Raw genomic sequence first — 17,898 nt, 5'->3', positions numbered from 1 at the left:
CAGTGACTGAGCAGAAGGCCGTCCGCTGGGAGTCCGACGCCGACGGCGTCGCCGTCGTCACCCTCGACGACCCGGCCAGCAGCGCCAACACCATGAACGACGCCTACCGCGAGGCCATGCGGGAGGTCGTCGACGACCTGGAGAAGCACAAGGACGACATCGTCGGTGTCGTCGTCACCTCGGCCAAGAAGACCTTCTTCGCCGGCGGGAACCTCGAGCAGCTCAGCGCGGCCGGTCCCGACGACGCCGAGAAGATCTTCGAGCTGGTGACCGAGGTCAAGGCCCAGCTGCGCAAGCTGGAGACCTTCGGCCGCCCGGTCGCGTCCGCGCTCGTCGGCACCGCCCTGGGCGGTGGCCTGGAGATCGCGCTGGCGACCCACCACCGGGTCGGCGTCGACGCGAAGGGCGTCGTCTACGGCCTGCCCGAGGTGAGCCTGGGCCTGCTGCCCGGTGGCGGCGGCGTCACCCGCGTCACCCGCATGCTGGGCATCGCGAACGGCTTCATGAACGTCCTCGCGCAGGGCCAGCGGCACAAGCCGGCCAAGGCGCTGGAGCTGGGCCTGATCGACGAGCTCGCGGCCACCCGCGAGGAGGCCTTCGACAAGGCCCGCGCGTGGGTGCTCGCCAACCCCGAGCACACCACCCAGCCCTGGGACCAGCCGAAGTACCGGATCCCCGGCGGCACGCCGTCGAGCCCCTCGCTGGCCTCGATCCTCCCGGCGTTCCCGGCGAACCTGCGCAAGCAGCTCAAGGGTGCGCCGATGCCGGCCCCGCGCAACATCCTCGCGGCTGCCGTCGAGGGCAGCCAGGTCGACTTCGAGACCGCGCAGAAGATCGAGGGCCGCTACTTCGCGGAGCTCGTGACCGGTCAGGTCTCGAAGAACATGACCAAGGCGTTCTTCTTCGACCTCAACGCCATCAACGGCGGCAAGTCCCGCCCGGACGGCCCCGCCAAGTGGCAGCCGACCAAGGTCGCCGTGCTCGGCGCCGGGATGATGGGCGCGGGCATCGCCTACGTCTGCTCCCTCGCCGGCTGGGACGTCGTGCTCAAGGACGTCTCGAAGGAGGCCGCCGAGAAGGGCAAGGCCTACTCGCAGGGTCTCGTCGAGAAGGGCGTCAAGCGCGGGAAGACCACGCAGGAGAAGGGCGACGCGCTGCTCGGCCGCATCCTGCCGACCGACGACTACGCCGACCTCGCCGGCTGCGACGTCGTCATCGAGGCCGTCTTCGAGTCCGTCGAGCTGAAGCAGGAGGTGTTCCGCGAGGCCGCGAAGTACATCAACTCCGACGCGCTGCTGTGCTCGAACACCTCGACGCTGCCCATCACCGAGCTGGCCAAGGGCGTCGACCGCCCGGACGACTTCATCGGTCTGCACTTCTTCTCGCCGGTCGACAAGATGCCGCTGGTCGAGATCATCAAGGGTGAGCGCACGAACGACGAGGCCCTGGCCAAGGCGTTCGACCTGACGCTGGGGATCAGGAAGACCCCGATCGTCGTCAACGACTCCCGCGGCTTCTTCACCAGTCGCGTGATCGGCACCTTCATCAACGAGGGCGTCGCGATGATCGCCGAGGGCATCGACCCGCAGACGATCGAGCAGGCGTCGTCGCAGGCCGGGTACCCGGCCCCGGTGCTGCAGCTGATGGACGAGCTGACCCTCACGCTGCCGCGCAAGATCCGCGAGGAGACGAAGAAGGGCGTCGAGGCCGCCGGCGGCACCTGGACCCCGCACCCGTCCGACCCGGTGATCGACCGGCTGGTCGACGAGTTCGACCGCAAGGGCAAGAGCAGCGGCGCCGGGTTCTACGAGTACTCCGACGGCAAGCGCACCGGCCTCTGGCCCGGTCTGCGCGAGCACTTCGGCGCGACGAACCACGACGTCGACCTGCACGAGCTGTCCGAGCGGATGCTCATCATCGAGTCGATCGAGACCGTGAAGTGCGTCGACGAGGGAGTGCTGACCACCGTCGCCGACGCCAACATCGGCTCGATCTTCGGTATCGGCTTCCCGGCCTGGACCGGCGGCGTGCTGCAGTACATCGAGGGCTACCCCGGCGGCCCGGCCGGCTTCGTTGCCCGCGCCGACGAGCTGAAGGCGAAGTACGGCGAGCGCTTCGAGGTCCCGCAGTCGCTGCGTGACCGCGCGGCGAAGGGGGAGTCGGCCACCGCGGCCGCCTGACCCCGCCCGACACCGACCCCCGCCGGCGCCTCCGCCGGCGGGGGTCGGTGCGTTCCGGGCCCGCTCAGCGGGGCACGGTGGGCTGCAGCGTCGCCTCGACCAGTGCCTCGGTCCGGATGTGGGTCCCCTCCTGGTAGCCGGGGTCGCGGACCATCTCGGAGAAGGCCCGCCGGCTCGGGTAGGACACCAGGAGCACCGCGTCCCACTCCTGGCCCGGCTCGGCGACGACCGGTGCCAGCCCGCGCCCGAAGTAGACGACCTCGGCGCCGAACCGGGCGGCGGTGGCCCGGAAGTGGGTGACGTAGTCGTCGTAGCGGGCCTCGCCGCCCTCGGCGAAGCGCAGCAGGTTCAGCATCACGACCGGCTGGTCGGGGTCCTCGGCGAGGAAGGCCTTCATGTCCGCGCCGGACGGGTTCACTGCCATCGGCCGAGTCTAGGGTCGATCTCCGGGGGCGGTACCCGACGACGACGGAAGGAGCCCGGTACATGATCCGCAACGTGGTGGTCGGCCGGCTGAAGGACGGCGTGGACCCGGCCGGGATCGAGAAGGGCCTCCAGGCGCTGCGCGACCTGCGCGTCGAGGGCCTCGACCTCGACCTGAAGGCCGGCCTGGACCTGGGGCTGCGCGAGGGCAACGCGCACTTCGTGCTCACCCTCGACCTGCCCGACGAGGAGTCCTACCGCGTCTACGACGCCGACGACGAGCACAACCGGATCCGTCGCGAGTTGTTCGCCCCGCTCTGCTCGTCGATCGAGCGGATCCAGTTCCGCCTGCCCTGACCGGTCGAACCGGACCAACCGGATGACCTGATCCTCGGGCACCATGGTGTGCGTGACGCAGTGGGTGTTCGACATCGTGGACCGGCTCGGCGCCGCCGGCATCGGGTTGCTGATCTTCCTGGAGAACGTGGTCCCGCCGATCCCGTCGGAGGTGATCCTCCCGCTGGGTGGCTTCCGCGCCTCGACCGGCGCGATGGACCCGGTCGCGGTCTGGGCGGCGGCCACGATGGGAGCCGTCGCCGGGGCGCTGGTCCTCTACGCGCTGGGCCACTGGCTCGGGTTCGAGCGGGTGCACCGGCTCTGCGGGCGTCGCTGGTTCGTCGTCTCCAGCCAGAAGGACCTGGAGAAGGGGCTCGCGCTGTTCGAGCGGTGGGGGAACTGGTTCGTCCTCGGGGGGCGCTGCATCCCGATCGTGCGCAGCCTGATCTCGATCCCGGCCGGGATCGCCCGGATGCCGCTGCTGCGGTTCACCGCGCTGTCCGCGCTCGGCAGCGGTGTCTGGAACGCGCTGTTCGTCTCCCTCGGATACGTGCTCGGCGAGCGCTGGGAGGTCATCGAGGTCTACGTGTCGCCGATCAGCAAGGTCGTCGCCGTGCTCGGCGCGGCGGCGATCGTGTGGCTGGTCGTGCGGAAACTCCGGCAGCGTCGCCACCGCGACGCCGGGGTGTCGACCGGGACCGGCTGAACGCGCCGAGCCGACGTCCGGCTGCGCCGGACGGGTGATCACGACAACCCTGCGTACCGGTCCCGCCACGGGCCGTACCGCCGGGCCACCGCCGGGCCACCGCCGGGCCTCGGGCCCGCGCCGCTGTGCGAACCTGATCGTCACGCACGGGCGGCGACGAGCGGTGGAGGTGGTCGGGTGCGCCTGGTCGGGATCCACCACACCCACCCGTCGGGGACGGTCGCCCTGCGCGGTGCCGACCTCGACGTCGACCCTGCCGTGCCGACCGTCGTGCGGGGAGGCAACGGGGCGGGCAAGTCCACGCTGCTGCGGGTCGCCGCCGGTGCACTCGCCCCGACCGCGGGCGAGGTCGAGGACGTCCCCGAGGTCGTCGGCTACCTGCCCGACCGGTTCCCGGCCGCCCGCAAGCTGACCCCGCGACGCTGGCTCGACCACATCGCCCGGGTGCGCGGCGTCGACGTCGACGACGCCGCCGACCGCGCCGAGGTGCTGCTGACCGAGCTCGGGTACGACGGCGACGACGACGAGCCGATGGCCGACCTGTCGACCGGCAACGCCCGCAAGGTCGGGCTGGTGCAGGCGCTGGCCTGCGAGCCCGGCGTGCTCGTGCTCGACGAACCCTGGAACGGTCTCGACGACGACGCCGCGGACGCCCTGACCCGGCTGCTCACCGCCCGCGCCGCCCCGACCCTGCTGACCGACCACACCGGTACCGCGGCCGGTCTGCCCGGCGCCCGCCTGCACCGGCTGCGCGAGGGCCGGATCGCGACCGCCTCCGACCCGGACTCCGTGCCGTTGCCGACCGCGCCGCCGCCCGGGCGATGATGCGCCTGGACATGGCCTGTGCGGGAGACCCCCGCCCGCTGCTGGAACGGGTGCTGCCGCCCGCCCGCGTCGAGGGTGCGGCGCCGGGCCGGTTCACCGTGCGGGTCCCCGCCCCCGAGAGCGACGCCTGGTTGGCGGCCGCGCTCGCCGCGGGCTGCGCGGTCCGTTCGGTGCGGCCGGTCCGCCCGGGTCCTCCGGAGGGCGGCCGGTGAGGCGGCGGGTGCGCTCGGCGTTCGCCGTGGCGATGCTGTTGGGCGAGGACGTCGGCCGCACCGAACGCTTCGTCGCCCCGCTGGTGCTCTACGCCGGCGCCCTCGCCGTGCTGTTCGGCGGCGCGCCCGGCCCGTTGCCCGCGCCGTGGGCGGCCAGCGCGCTGCTGCTCTACCCGGTCGGGGCCTGGCTGGCGCACGCGCTGGCCGAGTCCGAGGACGACGACGCCCGCACCGTCACCCTGTCCGCCGCGGGCGGCCCCTGGCCGGTCGCGGCCGGCGTGCTGATCGCCGCCACGGCGGGCGTGGCGGTGCTCGGGCTGCTCGCCGTGGTGTGGGGCGTGGTCGCGGCCTGGGGCACGGCGACGACCGGGAGCCTGCTCGACGGGCTGCTCGCCCACCTGGCCTGCGGGATCACCGGCGCCGCGGTGGGGTCGGTGTTCTCCCGGCCGGTGGTCCGCAACGAGGGCGTCGCGCTGATCGGTGCGCTGGTCGTGCTCGTGGTGACCGGGACGCAGTCGTGGCTGCCGCCGGTCGGGACCGCGGCCGCGGCCCTGGGGAGCGGGCGGCTCGGGGTGGGCCCGTTCGGCGACCTGGTCGTCGCGCTGCTGGTGGCGGTGGCGGCGACGGCGCTGGTGGTCCGGGTCGAGCAGGGCGGCGGGCTGCGCGAGCTGGGCGCACGTCTCGGCCGGCGGGTCGGCCGTCTGCGCCGCTGACCTGCTGCTCCGCCCGGCACCGCCCCGGGTCCGTCCTCAGATCAGGCCCGCGACCCGGCCGAGGCGTTCGACGGTGCCCGCGAACAGGGCGTCGCGGGCGTCGACGGCGTTCTCGAACTGGCCGAACAGCTCGAAGGACAGGTGCCCGAACAGCCCGGTCCAGGCGGTGAGGGCGGCGAGCACGGCCCCGTCGGACAGGTCCGGCAGGTCCAGCGCGGCGCGGACGCGGTCGGCGTCGGCGGCGAGTGCGGGGTCCGGTTCGGGTGCCTCGGCGAGCGTGCCCGCGGCGTGCGCGGCGGCCAGGGCACGGGCGAGCGGCTCCAGGACCCGGGCCGCGACGGGGACGGTGTCGGTCGGCGCGCGGTAGCCCGGTACGGGGGAGCCGTAGATCAGGGCGTACTCGTGCGGATGGGCCAGCGCCCAGCCGCGCAGGGCCCGCGCGATGCCCCGCCAGTGCTCCGCCGGGCCGGTGCCGGGGTCGGCCGTGGCGAGGGCGTCGGCGAGCCCGTCGTAGCTCTGCACGATCAGGGCGGTGAGCAGGTCGTCGCGGGTGGGGAAGTAGCGGTGCAGCGCCGAGGACACCATCCCGATCTCGCGGGACACCGCGCGCATGGACAGCGCGGCCGCGCCGGTCTCGGCCAGCTGCCGCCGGGCCGCCGCGGTGATCTCGGCGACGAGCTCGGCGCGGGCCCGCTCGCGGGCGGTGCGGGAGGCGTTCACCCGGCCACGGTAGAGCATCGGTCTGTTCCCCGAGCGCTGTGCTGATCCAAGAGCGGTGATCTCGTTCGTGGCCCTCGCCCCGGGTGGGTCCCGGCGACCGTCAGTCCGGCAGCGCCACCCCGACCAGCGCCGGCAGCGCGGTCCGACCGGACGCCGTGAGGCGCACGGACCGCCGGTCCCGGCCGCGCTCGACCCAGCCGCGGTCGAACAGGGCCCGGCACAGCACCGCGCCCGCCGTGCCCGCGAGGTGGTGGCGGCGCTCGGTCCAGTCCAGGCACGCCCGCACCACCGGGCGGCCGCGGCGGGCGAGCGCGTCCGGCCCGGCGAGCCCGGCGAACCACAGCCGGCCGGCGGGGGTGAGGGCGAGGCCGTCCCCGGTCGCGAGCAGGTCGTCGGCGACGAGCCCGTCGAAGAGCGCGACACCCAGGGCGCCCGCGAGGTGGTCGTAGCAGGTCCGGGCGGAGGCGAGCCTGGCCGCGGCGCGCGAGGCACGCAGCGTCGGGGCCGGCGGGGCGGGCGCGGTGCCCGCGGCGAGCGTCTCGATCGTGCGTGCGACGTCCGGTCCGCCGAGCCGCAGGTAGCGGTGCCGGCCCTGCCGCTCGGCGACGAGCAGTCCCGCGTCGACCAGCCGGTCCAGGTGGGCCGACGCCGTCGACGGGGCGACGCCGGCGTGCCGGGCCAGCTCACCCGCGGTCCAGGCGCGACCGTCGATCAGCGCGAGGCAGAACGCGGCCCGGGTCCGGTCGGCGAGCAGTGCGGCCCGGGCGGCGAGGGCGGCCGGGTCGATCGGGCCCCCCGAGCCGCGGCCGCCGTCCGTGCCGGGACCGCCGGTCACCGCGGGCCCCGGTCCCCGCCGGGCCCCGGCACCCCGCCCGCGGCGACCCGGCTCTCCCGCGCCGTCCGCCCCCGGTAGCGGGACAGCGCCACCCCCGTCAGCGCGAGCACCCCGCCGAGCAGCGCCAGCGGCGGCGGCAGCTCCCCGAGTACCGGCCACGCCATGAGCACCACCAGGGTCGGGACGAGGTAGGTGGTGACGCCGAGCTGCCCCGCGTCGATCCGCGACAGCGCGTACGCCCAGGTCCCGAACGCGAGCGCCGTCGGGACGAGCCCGAGGTAGACCATCCCGGCGATCTCCGGCCCGGACGCCGTGCCGAGAGCGTCGACCAGGTCGCCGGCCCACGGCAGCGTGGCGACCGCCCCGACCAGACAGGCGACCTGGGTGACCTGCACCGCGGGCAGGCGCCGGAGCACGGGTTTCTGGGCGAGCACCCCGATCGTCCAGGTCGCGGCGGCCAGCAGGCACAGCAGCGCGCCCACCGGGCCCCCGGCGCCGGCCGGGCCGTCGCCCGAGGTGGCGAACCCGATCAGCACGGCCCCCGCGAACCCGATCCCGGCGCCCGCCAGCAGCGGGCGCGGGAAGCCCTCCCGCAGCACGACGCCGGCGGAGAGCGCGATGAGGATCGGTCCGACGTTCACCAGCATCGCCGCGGTCCCGGCGTCGAGGCGTTCCTCGGCCGCGTTCAGCGCGACGTTGTACACCGCGAACCAGCTCACCCCGCACAGCGCCATCAGCAGCCACTCCCGCGCGGTCGGCCGCACCCAGGACCGCGATGCCAGCACCGCGAGTGTGAGCGCGGCCCCGCCGACCGCCAGTCGTCCGAGCGCGAGCGCACCGGCGCCGAACGCCGGCCCCACGGCCCGGATCGCCACGAACGCCGACGCCCACGCCAGCACGGTCACCCCGGCCGCCGCGGCGACCCGCACCCCTGTTCCCGTCACGGCGACGACGCTAGGCGCCCGACGTTTCGGCCCGCACCGAATTCAGCCCCGGTAGTACGGTGCCGTCGCCGCGAGGGTCGCCTCCCAGTCCGGCATCGGCGCCCCGGCCAGGACTGCGGCGAGCCGGTCGAGGTACCAGTGCCAGCCCGGGCCGGCGTCGGCCGGGGAGAACCCGTCGGGCAGCACCTGCTCGAACACGAGCACGGTGCCCCCGCCGTCCGGGGTGAGCGTCACCGACAGCTCCCACGGCTCGCCGCCCTCCCGGATGTCGACGACCAGCCGGTGCGGGGGCTCGCAGTCCCGGACGAGCACGGTGGACGGGGCGCCGCCGCCGTCTTCGTCGCTGGTCAGGACGAGCTCGACGGTGCCGCCGGGACGCCCGTCGCCGCTCCACCGCCCGAACCACCGCGCGCAGCGGTCCGGGTCGGTGACCGCCGACCAGACGTCGGCGACGGGTTCGTCGTGGACGCGGCGGAACCGCAGCACGGCACGCCCGTCGGCGCCGCGGACCACCTCCCCGGCACGGCTTCCGGTATCGGTCACGGGTTCCTCCTCGATCCACGGGCCAGTTCGGTGTCGAGCGCGTCGAGCCGCTGCACCCAGAAGCCGCGCAGCCCGGCCAGCCACTGCTCGGCCGCGGCAGGCCCGGACGGGTCGACCGCGTAGAGCCGCCGGGTCCCCTCCGCCCGGACGGTGGCGAACCCGTTGTCCCGCAACACGCGCAGGTGCCGGGAGACGGCCGGCTGCGATATCCCGAACTCGGCGCGGACGACCTCGGTCACCCGCCCTGCCGTCCGCTCGCCCCCGGCGAGGAGCTCGAGGATGCGCCGCCGGACGGGGTCGCCCAGCACGTCGAACGCTTCCACAACTCGGAGTTTATATAACCCGGACCGAAAATAGTAGTCCGCTGGACGGATCGGTTCCTCGCCGCTATGGTTCATTACATGACTAATGAACCACTGCACTACGGCACCGGGAGGTCGCCGTGATCGACGACGGACGCCCGCTGTTCGCGCAGATCGCGGAGGACATCGCGTCCGCGGTGGTGGACGGGACCTATCCGGAGGAGACCCAGGTGCCGTCCAGCAACGAGCTCGCCGCCTTCCACCGGATCAACCCGGCCACCGCGGCGAAGGGCCTCAACCAGCTGGTCACGCAGGGCGTGCTCTACAAGAGACGGGGGATCGGCATGTTCGTCGCCGAGGGGGCACGGTCCCGGCTGCTGGACAGCCGCCGCGAGGACTTCGCCCGGCAGTACATCGCTCCGCTGGTCACCGAGGCCCGCAAGCTCGGTATCGACCCCGAGCAGCTCAAGAAGATGATCGACGTCTGGGGGGACGACCGATGAGCACCGACGTGATCGCCATGCACGGCGTCACGAAGCGCTACGGCGACGTGACCGCGCTCGACGACGTGACGTTCGCGCTGGAGGAGAACCGCATCCACGGGCTGCTCGGCCGCAACGGCGCCGGCAAGACCACCGCGATGCAGATCCTCACCGCGCAGAACTTCGCGACCTCCGGGCGCGCCGAGATCTTCGGCGAGCAGCCCTACGAGAACGCCCGGGTGCTCGCCCGCACCTGTTTCATCCGCGAGTCCCTGAAGTACCCGGACGAGTACCGGGTCCACCACGCGCTCCGGGCCGCCGCGAGCGTGTACCCGCAGTGGGACCAGGCCTTCGCCGACCGGCTCGTCGGGGAGTTCGGGCTCCCGCTCACCCGGCTCTGCAAGAACCTCTCGCGCGGCCAGCAGTCCGCGGTCGGGGTGATCATCGGGCTGGCCTCGCGGGCCCCGCTGACCTTCTTCGACGAGCCCTACCTGGGCCTCGACGCCGTCGCCCGGCAGATGTTCTACGACCACCTGCTCGCCGACTTCGCCGAGCACCCGCGCACCGTCGTGCTCTCGACGCACCTGATCGACGAGGTCTCCGACCTCATCGAGCACGTCGTCCTGATCGACCGGGGCCGCGTGCTCATCGACGAGGAGGCCGAGACGCTGCGCGGCCGGGCCGTCACCGTCTCCGGGCCCGCCGAGTCGGTCGAGCGGTTCGCCCGCGGCCACACGGAGCTGCACCGGGAGCGCCTCGGCGGCTTCCTGCGCGTCACCCTCGCCGGGGTCGCGCCGGCCCGCACCTCCGAGCCGCACCTGCAGTTCGAGCCGGTGTCGCTGCAGCAGCTCGTCGTCCGTACGACCCAGATGAACGCGGCGCCGGGCGCCGGCGTCGCCCAGGAGGTCCTGTCATGACCGCCGTCACCGCCGACCGCAGCCCGGTCGACGCCGCGCCCGCCCGGGTGCGCGCCGCGATCCGGATGGGCACGGTCAACTGGGGCCGCCGGTTCGGGATGGCCTGGCTGATCCTGGCCGTCGTCTTCGTGCTGCACCAGACCATCTGGTGGGTCGTGAGGAGCAACGGCGGAGATGTGGAGACCGGGTACACCGGCGCGCTGACGTCGTTCTTCTTCATCCTCGGCAGCACCTACCTCGCGCTGATGACCCAGGTGATGCCGTTCGCGCTGAGCCTGGGCATCACGCGACGGCACTTCTACCTCGGCACCGTCCTGCTGGTGGCCGCCGAGACCCTGGTCAGCGCGATCGGGCTCAGCGTGCTGCTGGCCGTCGAACGGGCCACCGACGGCTGGGGCCTGCGGGTCCAGTTCTTCGAGATGGGCTTCATGGGCCAGTCGAACCCGGTCACCCAGGTGCTCGTGTACTGGGTGCCGCTGCTGACGATCGGGCTGGTGTTCGTGCTGTTCGGTGCGGTGTTCCGGCGCTGGGGACAGCTCGGGGTCTGGGGCGCGGCCCTGGTGCCCGTGCTGGTGGTCGCCGCCGGTGTCGTGCTCCTGACCTGGCAGGACGCCTGGGGGGCGTTCGGCCGGTTCTTCGTCGAGACGCCGACGTGGGCGCTGCTCGCCGGCTACCCGCTGATCCTCGCCGCGGTCGCGGCGGGGGCCGGGTACCTGGTGCTGCGCCGCGCGACTCCCTGACGGAGGACCCGGCGGGGCCCGGCACCCTCGTGGGGGGTGGTGCCGGGCCCTCAGCCGTCCAGTACGAGATCGGCCCGTTCCGGTGCACCACCGGAGCGGGCCAGCTCCTGTTCGGCGCGCCGCCAGCCGTCGCGGTACGGGGCGTAGCCCGGCCAGTCCGCCCGCCCGTGCAGCCGCCGCTCCCGCTCGTCCGCCGGCGCCTCCACCCAGATCGCCAGCGAGGTCACCGGCGCCAGCTCGGCCGCGCCGCTCCCGCACCCCTCCAGCACGACGACGGCCGACGGCGCCAGCGTGCGTTCCGGTCCCGGCCGGTCGCGCACCCAGTCCCACGACGTCCAGCGCAGGGTCGTACCGGCCGCCAGCGGGTCACCGATCCCGCGCCGGGCCAGCGCCGGGACCCGGGGCAGTCCGTCCCAGCCGGGGCAGAGGTCCTCGATCTCGAGCAGCGGGGCCCCGAGCCGGTCGGCGAGCGCGCGGGCCCGGGTGGACTTCCCGGCCCCGGAGAACCCGTCCACGGTGACCAGCCGGTTCCCGGCGGGCCCGGCGGGGGCGGCGTGCACGAGCCGGGCGACCGTGTCGGTCCAGTCCCGGTCCGCGACCGTCCTCACGGCCGGACGACCACCTTGACCTGCGACGCGTCGGGGGACAGGGCGTCGCCGACGTGGTCGAGGTCGACGTGCCCGGTCACCAGCCGGTCCAGGTCCACCGCGCCCGTCGCGGCCAGGCGCACCGCCGTCGGCCAGGTGTTGGCGTACCGGAAGGTGCCGGTCAGGGTGATCTCGCGCGACTGCAGCATCGACACCGGCAGCGTCATCTCGTCGGCACCCATCCCGACCAGCACCGCGGCGCCTCCCGGCCGGACCGCGGGCAGCCCGCCCAGCACCGCGGCCGGCACCCCGGAGCAGTCGACGAAGACGTCCACACCGGACACATCGGCGCCCGGCGCGACGACGTCGGTCGCGCCGAAGTCGCGGGCCAGCGCGGCGCGCGCCGGGTCCGGGTCGCTGACGACGACCTCGGCGGCGCCCTGCACCGCCGCCACCTGCGCGACGAGCAGCCCGATCGGCCCCGCCCCGGCGACGAGCACCCGCGACCCGACCCCGGTGCCCGCCCTGTGGTTCGCCCACAGCGCGACCGACAGCGGTTCGAGCAGCGCGGCGACGTCGTCGGAGACGTGCTCGGGGACGGGGTGGGCGAAGTCGTCGGCGATCGTCACGTACTCGGCGAACGCGCCGTCGACCGGCGGGGTCGCGAAGAACACCATGTCCGGGCACAGGTTGTAGGCGCCGGTGTGGCAGTACCGGCAGCGACGGCAGGGCACGCCCGGCTCCAGCGAGACGCGCTCGCCGATCCGCCCCGCGTCGACGCCCTCCCCGACGCCGACGATCCGCCCGGACGGCTCGTGCCCGAGCACCATCGGCTCGCGCAGCACGAAGTCGCCGATCCGGCCGTGCCGGAAGTAGTGCACGTCGGAGCCGCAGGTGCCGACCGCCGCCACCCGCACCAGCACCTCCCGGGGGCCGGGTCGGGGGACCGGTCGCCGCTGCACCTCCAGCTCGCCGGCGGCACGCAGCACGCTGCACCGCATCGACTCCGGCACCTCGGCGATCGTCGTCACGGGCACGACGGTGGCACGCGCGGCCGGGCCGGGCAACGCGGTGCGCCGACCGCGCCGGACGTACCGGTGCGCGCACGGTCGATCATTCCGGCGGACGTCGTCCGCCCCCGGGAGGTCCGCCGGTGGTGTACTGCTCCGCGACGAGAGGGAGGACCGGCCGCCCCGCGGGCGGCCGGCGACGAGAAGGACGCCCATGGGCTCGGCCATCGAACGACCGGCGGTCACCGGCTTCCACCACGTGGCGGCGGCCGTGACCGACGTGGAGTCCAGTGCGCTCTGGTACCAGCGCGTCCTCGGGCTGCAACGGCTGCCGATGACCTTCCCGCACCACGACGCCGCCGACGGCTCGTCGGAGAAGGCGGCGCTGCTCCTCGACGTCGTGACCGGAGTGATGATCGAGCTGCACGCCCCGGCCGACGGCGACGGCGGCGGCCCCCGCGGCGCGCTCGACCACCTGGCGTTCGGCGTCGCCGACCGCGCGACCCTCGACGCCTGGGCCGCCTGGCTGGACAGCCTCACGGTGCCGCACGGCGGTGTCGTCGACCGGACCGACCCGACCGGCTACGCGACGCTGGAGTTCCGCGACCCGGACGGCATCGCGCTGGAGTTCATCCACTTCCCCGGCCGCGGTTAGGAGCTGCCCCGGCGGGGGTCCACGCAGACCAGGCCCCACGGCCGGTCGTCGACCCGGGTCATCACCACGGTGGCGTGCCGCGACCCGCGGCCGCGCAGCTTCCGGGCGATCGCCTCGACGTCACCGGCCAGGCCGCGGCGCCGCACGTCGACCGCGCCGACGTCGAGCTCGCGCAGCAGCCGGGGCAGCCGCTTCTGGTCCCACGGACGGGAGTCGAGCACCCGCAGCGGCCGCGCGAACGGCGTGGCCGGGGGCTCGTCGTCGCCGGTGAGGAAGGCGATCCGCGGGTCGATCCGGGCGGTGCCGGTGGCCCGGGCCAGCGCGGAGACCAGTCCGGCCCGGGTGACGGCCGGGTTCGGGTCGAGCAGCCAGACGCCCGGTTCGCCGACCGCGATCCCGGTGTCCCCGTCCGGCGGGTCCGGCTCGCCCTGCAGTTCGTGCACGCCGTCGTCGTCGACGACGGTGGCGCGCGTGCGGGCGCGGGCCAGCGCGGGGGACCAGGCGCAGGCCTCCTTCAGCTCGCGTCCGAGCGCGAGGAACTCGATCTCCCAGCCCGGCGGGACGGTGTCGTGGCCGATCCCCGGTGCCGCCTTGATCCCGACCGCGCTGGCCCGCCGCTCCAGCTCCAGGCACCAGTCCAGCGGCGGCTCGGACTCGCCGGTCCGCATCCGGCCGCCGCCGGTGCGCCGGGCCGGGTCGACGAACACGCCGTCGGTCCCGGACAGGTCGGCGTCGCGCACGTCGCACCGCACCGTCCGGGCCGAGCCGCCGTGCACGGCCGCGTTGCGGTCGGCCATCCACAGGTGCACCGGATCCAGGTCGACGCCGGTGACGTCGTGGCCCGCCGCGACCAGCGAGACCAGGTCGCCCCCGATCCCGCAGCACAGGTCGACGACCGCGCGCCCGGCGAAGCGTGCGGCCCGGTGCCGCGCGATCACCTCCGACGACGCCTGCTCCAGCCCGTCGCGCGTGAACCACATCCGCGCGGCCCGTGCGAACTTGCGGGCGGCCCGGTCCCGCAGCCCGGCCTGGGCCATCGCGTCGGCGACCAGCCCGGCGTCGTGCTCACGGCGCAGCGCGGTCCCCAGCCGGAGCGCGGCGTCACCGTCCCGGTCGGCGACGGCGAGCCGCTCCAGCAGCGCCGTCCCCTCCGGCCCGGCGAGCCGCTCCAGCCGGGCGATCGGATCGTCGTCCACGACGACAGTGTCCACGGCGCCGTCCCCGGCACCGTCGTGCGCCCGCCCCGGCGTCGGCCGCCGCGGACCGGCGGGCGTACGGTCGTCGGCCGGGACAGCGGAGCGGAGGAGCACGTGGTCGAGCACGACGGCCGCGACCCCGCCGTACCCGGTGCACCGGTGCCCGAGCCCCCCTCGGTGCGGGGTGCGACGGCGCTGCCCCGTGAGATCGGCGTGCTGGTCGGGTCGGCGTTCGCGATCGCCATCGGGTTCGGGCTGGTCGCGCCGGTGCTGCCGGCGTTCGCGCGCTCGTTCGACGTCGGGGTGACCGCGGCCGCCGCCGTGATCAGCGTGTTCGCCTTCTCGCGGCTGGTGTTCGCCCCGCTCTCCGGCACGGTCGTCGGCCGGTTGGGGGAGCTGCGGGTGTTCGTCGCCGGGCTCGCCGTCGTCGCCGTGACGACGGCCGGTCTGGCCTTCGCGACGGCGTACTGGCAGCTGATCGCGTTGCGCCTGGTCGCGGGCGTCGGCTCGACGATGTTCACGATCTCGGCGGTGTCGCTGCTCGTGCGGCTGTCCCCGCCGCACCTGCGGGGCCGCGCGACGAGCCTGTGGGCGACCGGGTTCCTGCTCGGCAACATCGCCGGGCCGCTGCTCGGCGGCACCCTCGCCGCGATCGACGTACGCGCCCCGTTCCTGATCTACGCGGCGCTGCTGGTGCTGGTGATCGTCGTGGGCGGGCCGCTGCTGCGCCGGCCGGAGGGCCCGGTCGACGAGGCGCCCCCGCCGCGCACCCGGTTCCGCGACGCCGTGCGCCACCGTGCCTACCGGGCGTCGCTGGTGGGGAACTTCGCGAACGGCTGGGCGGTGTTCGGCGTCCGCATCGCGCTGGTCCCGCTGGTGGTGGTCGAGGCGCTGGGGCGCGAGGACGCGTTCGGCGGCATCGCGTTGTCGGTGTTCGCGGCCGGGAACGCGGCGACCCTGCTGCTGGCCGGACGTCTCGCCGACCGCTCCGGTCGCAGGCTCCCGCTGATCGCCGGCCTCGCGGTGTCGGGCGCGTCGACGGCCGTCCTCGGCTGGGTGCTCGACCCCTGGGCGTTCCTGGTGCTCTCGCTCGTCGCGGGGCTCGGCAGCGGACTGGTGAACCCGCCGCTCAACGCGGCCGTCGCCGACGTCATCGGGGAGCGCGCCCGGGGCGGCTCGGTGCTGGCGGGATTCCAGATGGCGGCCGATCTCGGTGCGATCGCCGGGCCGCTGGTGGCCGGTGCGCTCGCCGAGGTCTGGGGGTACGGGCCGGCGTTCGCCGTGACCGGGGTGCTGTCGCTGGTCGCGGCGCTCGTCTGGTGGCGGGCGCCGGAGACCCTTCCGTCCCGGTCCTGACCCGGGGCGTTGCCCGCCGGGGTGACACGAGGGCCGGTCGCTCCGTCCCGCTGGTCCCGATCGTCCCCCGGTTCCCACCCGTTATGGCGGGCCGCCGGTTCGGGTGACCTCCTCCGGGGTGACCTCACCCCACCGACGGGTGGCGGGTGTGGCTGGTGTGCACAGGGTGCTTCTAGCGTCGTGGATATCGGACAAGCCGGACACGGATGGGGACGGGAACGAAGCCATGAGGCGCGGACTGGCACGACGTACGGTGATGAGCGCGGCGGCAGTGGTGACGGTGAGTGCTGTCATGTTCACCGGAGGGGTCCTGGCTCTCGCCGACGGTGCGGCCGTGTCCGCGGCCGCGGCACCCACGGTGCCCGGCGCCGTCGCGCAGGCCGCGGCCCCGGAGGCACCGAGCGTGCTCGCCGGGCCGGCGACCACCCCGTCGGGCGCCGCGGCGTTCCCGACCGACTCCGCTCTGCGGTCGTCGTCGGAGGCCGCCGGGGGCTCCGGTGCCGCGACGGCTGCCCGATCCGCGGAGACGGGGACGGACGCCGTCCGCGGGGCCGAGGGCTCCGGTGACGCCGGACCGGCCCGCCCGGCCGCCACCGGGCCGTCCGGCCTCGCGGACGGACCCACGACACCGGTCGCCCCCGCCGAGAAGCCCGCCGGTCCCGCAGCCGACCCGGCGCCGCCCGTGGACGAGCCCGGCGGTCCCGCGGCCGGACCGGCCGCTCCCGCGGAGAAGCCCGCCGGTCCCGCAGGAGGCCCCGCCGCTCCCGCGGACGAGCCCGCTGCTCCCGCGGGGACACCGGGCGGGCCTGCCGAGAAGCCGGCGGATACTGGGGAGACCCCGGCCGACCCGGCGCCCGCACCCGCCGACGCCGGGACGGAGCCCGCCGGCACGGGGACGGACCCTGCCGCTCCCGAGAAGCCCACCGACCCGGAGGAGAAACCCGTCGACCCCGCGGACACCCCCGTCGAGACGCCGACCGACCCCGCGGCCGCGCCCGCCGCGCCCGCCGACCCCTCGGCCCGACCGGCCGACCAGAGCACGCCCCGCCCCGGCGCCACCAGCGCGGGCGAGCGCTACGGCTGGGGCGCGCCGCTGCCGGCGTCGGACGAGTTCGACTACACCGGACCGCCCGACCCGGCGAAGTGGAACCAGGCGGGCGAGTGCTGGCCCGGTCACGCGGGCAACGGCGGCCGCTGTGCCAGCCGGTCCACGGTGAAGGACGGCAAGCTGATCCAGACCGGGCTGCGCAACGGCGACTCGGCGTGGATCTCGTCGAAGTTCAATCAGCAGTACGGCCGCTGGGAGGCCCGCGTCCGCTCCGAGGCCACCGGCCCGGACAACGGCAGGCAGTACCACCCGCTGCTGATCATCTGGCCGCAGTCGGACCGCTGGCCCCAGGACGGCGAGTACGACTTCCTCGAGAACGGCGCGCCCGGCGAGCAGTGCGCCGAGGCGTTCATCCACTACCCGCACGGCCGCGGCGCGGTCCAGCAGGAGTACGCCAAGGAGAAGAACTGCGGCGCACCGCTGAGCGAGTGGCACAACGTCGCCGTCGAGTGGACGCCCGACCACGTGAAGGGCTTCATCGACGGCAAGGAGTGGTTCTCCTTCTCCGGCGGTGCCCGGCCCGGCCGCAAGAACATCCAGGACATGCCCAGCGGGCACCTGACGATCCAGCTCGACAACTTCTTCGGCGGCAACATGCAGCCGGCGACGTACGAGGTGGACTGGGTCCGGATCTACTCCCTCGACGGGAAGTGACCGGCTAACGCCGGACCGTTGCGGGGCGATGAGTGGACGTGCCGCTTCTTACACGCAGGACCGCGGGGTGGCTGCTCGCGGGCGTCGTGGCCCTGGAGGTCGCGATCCCCGCGGTCGGCCTGGCCACCACCGAGCCGCCGCGTCGCTACTCCTGGAGCATGTTCGTCGCGTCGTCGACGGAGTACGCCTACACCGGACGGACCGCTGACGGCGCGTCCCGCGCCCTCGACACCGGGGCCCTGCCGTGGCCGCAGCGGACCGTCCACTACGGAGCCACGGTCCCGGGGCTGCTGTGCGCGGCGATCCCGGACCTCGTCTCGGTGTCACGGACCCGGGACGGCGCCCCGGAGTGGGAGCAGCCGTGCTGAGGCTCCCCGACACGCTCCCCGCCCGCCCGCTGGCCGGGTACCGGATCCTGGTCGGGCTCGTCGCCGGGCTGAAGGCCGTCGAGCTC

General features: G+C 74.8%; 22 protein-coding genes. 13 read left to right on the top strand and 9 right to left on the bottom strand.

Annotation, left to right across the window (positions count from 1 at the left end; translation table 11 throughout):
- Positions 1 to 2: 2 nt before the first annotated feature.
- Complete coding sequence (locus tag AC0GKK_RS12450) at positions 3 to 2,180, top strand: 3-hydroxyacyl-CoA dehydrogenase NAD-binding domain-containing protein (protein WP_208824629.1); 2,178 nt, start codon at positions 3 to 5, stop codon at positions 2,178 to 2,180.
- A 64-nt stretch (positions 2,181 to 2,244) separates the two neighbouring features.
- Here AC0GKK_RS12450 and AC0GKK_RS12445 read toward each other — a convergent pair whose 3' ends face one another.
- On the bottom strand, positions 2,245 to 2,604 hold the full coding sequence (locus AC0GKK_RS12445; RefSeq protein WP_208824631.1) for a DUF1330 domain-containing protein: 360 nt from the start codon (positions 2,602 to 2,604) through the stop codon (positions 2,245 to 2,247).
- Between the two features lie 62 nt (positions 2,605 to 2,666).
- Between AC0GKK_RS12445 and AC0GKK_RS12440 the strand changes: the two genes are divergently transcribed.
- The 5 genes from AC0GKK_RS12440 to AC0GKK_RS12420 all read left to right on the top strand — a co-directional run bounded on the left by AC0GKK_RS12440 (position 2,667) and on the right by AC0GKK_RS12420 (position 5,395).
- Positions 2,667 to 2,960 (top strand): Dabb family protein, encoded by a 294-nt coding sequence (locus tag AC0GKK_RS12440; protein ID WP_251787235.1) that lies wholly within the window; start codon positions 2,667 to 2,669, stop codon positions 2,958 to 2,960.
- A gap of 52 nt (positions 2,961 to 3,012) precedes the next feature.
- Positions 3,013 to 3,645 carry a DedA family protein gene (locus AC0GKK_RS12435; RefSeq protein WP_346102827.1) on the top strand — a complete coding sequence of 211 codons (633 nt, stop codon included), beginning with the start codon at positions 3,013 to 3,015 and terminating at the stop codon, positions 3,643 to 3,645.
- A 177-nt stretch (positions 3,646 to 3,822) separates the two neighbouring features.
- Positions 3,823 to 4,470: an ATP-binding cassette domain-containing protein gene (locus tag AC0GKK_RS12430; protein ID WP_489883901.1), complete on the top strand. Its 648-nt coding sequence runs from the start codon at positions 3,823 to 3,825 to the stop codon at positions 4,468 to 4,470.
- Positions 4,471 to 4,481: 11 nt separating this feature from the next.
- Positions 4,482 to 4,682, top strand: coding sequence for a hypothetical protein (locus tag AC0GKK_RS12425; protein ID WP_489883900.1), 201 nt, complete (start codon positions 4,482 to 4,484; stop codon positions 4,680 to 4,682).
- On the top strand, positions 4,679 to 5,395 hold the full coding sequence (locus AC0GKK_RS12420; protein WP_251787236.1) for a hypothetical protein: 717 nt from the start codon (positions 4,679 to 4,681) through the stop codon (positions 5,393 to 5,395). Before AC0GKK_RS12425 ends, AC0GKK_RS12420 begins: the two co-directional genes overlap by 4 nt.
- Positions 5,396 to 5,431: 36 nt before the next feature.
- Here AC0GKK_RS12420 and AC0GKK_RS12415 read toward each other — a convergent pair whose 3' ends face one another.
- The 5 genes from AC0GKK_RS12415 to AC0GKK_RS12395 form a co-directional block, all read right to left on the bottom strand.
- A complete protein-coding gene (locus AC0GKK_RS12415) occupies positions 5,432 to 6,115 on the bottom strand; it encodes a TetR/AcrR family transcriptional regulator (protein WP_489883899.1) in 684 nt (227 codons plus the stop codon).
- Between the two features lie 100 nt (positions 6,116 to 6,215).
- The gene (locus AC0GKK_RS12410; protein WP_208824655.1) at positions 6,216 to 6,902 is read right to left on the bottom strand and encodes an ArsR/SmtB family transcription factor; all 687 of its coding nucleotides are present in this window, start codon (positions 6,900 to 6,902) and stop codon (positions 6,216 to 6,218) included.
- A 44-nt stretch (positions 6,903 to 6,946) separates the two neighbouring features.
- Positions 6,947 to 7,894 carry a DMT family transporter gene (locus AC0GKK_RS12405; RefSeq protein ID WP_489883898.1) on the bottom strand — a complete coding sequence of 316 codons (948 nt, stop codon included), beginning with the start codon at positions 7,892 to 7,894 and terminating at the stop codon, positions 6,947 to 6,949.
- Between the two features lie 42 nt (positions 7,895 to 7,936).
- On the bottom strand, positions 7,937 to 8,437 hold the full coding sequence (locus tag AC0GKK_RS12400) for an SRPBCC family protein (RefSeq protein ID WP_405419690.1): 501 nt from the start codon (positions 8,435 to 8,437) through the stop codon (positions 7,937 to 7,939).
- The gene (locus AC0GKK_RS12395; RefSeq protein ID WP_405419688.1) at positions 8,434 to 8,760 is read right to left on the bottom strand and encodes an ArsR/SmtB family transcription factor; all 327 of its coding nucleotides are present in this window, start codon (positions 8,758 to 8,760) and stop codon (positions 8,434 to 8,436) included. The genes AC0GKK_RS12400 and AC0GKK_RS12395 overlap by 4 nt, the downstream gene beginning before the upstream one ends.
- Positions 8,761 to 8,882: 122 nt before the next feature.
- Here AC0GKK_RS12395 and AC0GKK_RS12390 point away from each other — a divergent pair, with 122 nt between their 5' ends.
- The 3 genes from AC0GKK_RS12390 to AC0GKK_RS12380 are packed head-to-tail and all read left to right on the top strand — an operon-like array spanning position 8,883 to position 10,878.
- Entirely contained in the window at positions 8,883 to 9,242 is a 360-nt protein-coding gene (locus tag AC0GKK_RS12390) for a GntR family transcriptional regulator (RefSeq protein WP_208822236.1), read from the top strand.
- On the top strand, positions 9,239 to 10,138 hold the full coding sequence (locus AC0GKK_RS12385) for an ABC transporter ATP-binding protein (RefSeq protein WP_489883897.1): 900 nt from the start codon (positions 9,239 to 9,241) through the stop codon (positions 10,136 to 10,138). The genes AC0GKK_RS12390 and AC0GKK_RS12385 overlap by 4 nt, the downstream gene beginning before the upstream one ends.
- The gene (locus AC0GKK_RS12380) at positions 10,135 to 10,878 is read left to right on the top strand and encodes a hypothetical protein (RefSeq protein WP_489883896.1); all 744 of its coding nucleotides are present in this window, start codon (positions 10,135 to 10,137) and stop codon (positions 10,876 to 10,878) included. Before AC0GKK_RS12385 ends, AC0GKK_RS12380 begins: the two co-directional genes overlap by 4 nt.
- Positions 10,879 to 10,928: 50 nt before the next feature.
- On the opposite strand, the gene AC0GKK_RS12375 is transcribed toward AC0GKK_RS12380, so the two are convergent.
- Entirely contained in the window at positions 10,929 to 11,486 is a 558-nt protein-coding gene (locus tag AC0GKK_RS12375; RefSeq protein ID WP_489883895.1) for a nucleoside/nucleotide kinase family protein, read from the bottom strand.
- Entirely contained in the window at positions 11,483 to 12,496 is a 1,014-nt protein-coding gene (locus tag AC0GKK_RS12370; protein ID WP_489883894.1) for an NAD(P)-dependent alcohol dehydrogenase, read from the bottom strand. Before AC0GKK_RS12370 ends, AC0GKK_RS12375 begins: the two co-directional genes overlap by 4 nt.
- Positions 12,497 to 12,689: 193 nt before the next feature.
- On the opposite strand from AC0GKK_RS12370, the gene AC0GKK_RS12365 reads away from it, so the two are divergent.
- Positions 12,690 to 13,130, top strand: coding sequence for a VOC family protein (locus AC0GKK_RS12365; RefSeq protein ID WP_073577832.1), 441 nt, complete (start codon positions 12,690 to 12,692; stop codon positions 13,128 to 13,130).
- On the opposite strand, the gene AC0GKK_RS12360 is transcribed toward AC0GKK_RS12365, so the two are convergent.
- Positions 13,127 to 14,326, bottom strand: coding sequence for a class I SAM-dependent methyltransferase (locus tag AC0GKK_RS12360; protein ID WP_489883893.1), 1,200 nt, complete (start codon positions 14,324 to 14,326; stop codon positions 13,127 to 13,129). The two genes, AC0GKK_RS12365 and AC0GKK_RS12360, sit on opposite strands and share 4 nt — an antisense overlap.
- 114 nt (positions 14,327 to 14,440) lie before the next feature.
- Between AC0GKK_RS12360 and AC0GKK_RS12355 the strand changes: the two genes are divergently transcribed.
- The 3 genes from AC0GKK_RS12355 (at position 14,441) to AC0GKK_RS12345 (ending at position 17,812) form a co-directional block, all read left to right on the top strand.
- Complete coding sequence (locus AC0GKK_RS12355; RefSeq protein WP_489883892.1) at positions 14,441 to 15,682, top strand: MFS transporter; 1,242 nt, start codon at positions 14,441 to 14,443, stop codon at positions 15,680 to 15,682.
- A 292-nt stretch (positions 15,683 to 15,974) separates the two neighbouring features.
- A complete protein-coding gene (locus tag AC0GKK_RS12350; protein ID WP_489883891.1) occupies positions 15,975 to 17,444 on the top strand; it encodes a glycoside hydrolase family 16 protein in 1,470 nt (489 codons plus the stop codon).
- A 38-nt stretch (positions 17,445 to 17,482) separates the two neighbouring features.
- Entirely contained in the window at positions 17,483 to 17,812 is a 330-nt protein-coding gene (locus tag AC0GKK_RS12345; RefSeq protein ID WP_405419671.1) for a hypothetical protein, read from the top strand.
- Positions 17,813 to 17,898 lie beyond the last annotated feature (86 nt).

The organism is Pseudonocardia sp. P-1 (genome assembly GCF_058111925.1).
This window is presented reverse-complemented; position numbering and strand designations above follow the sequence as displayed.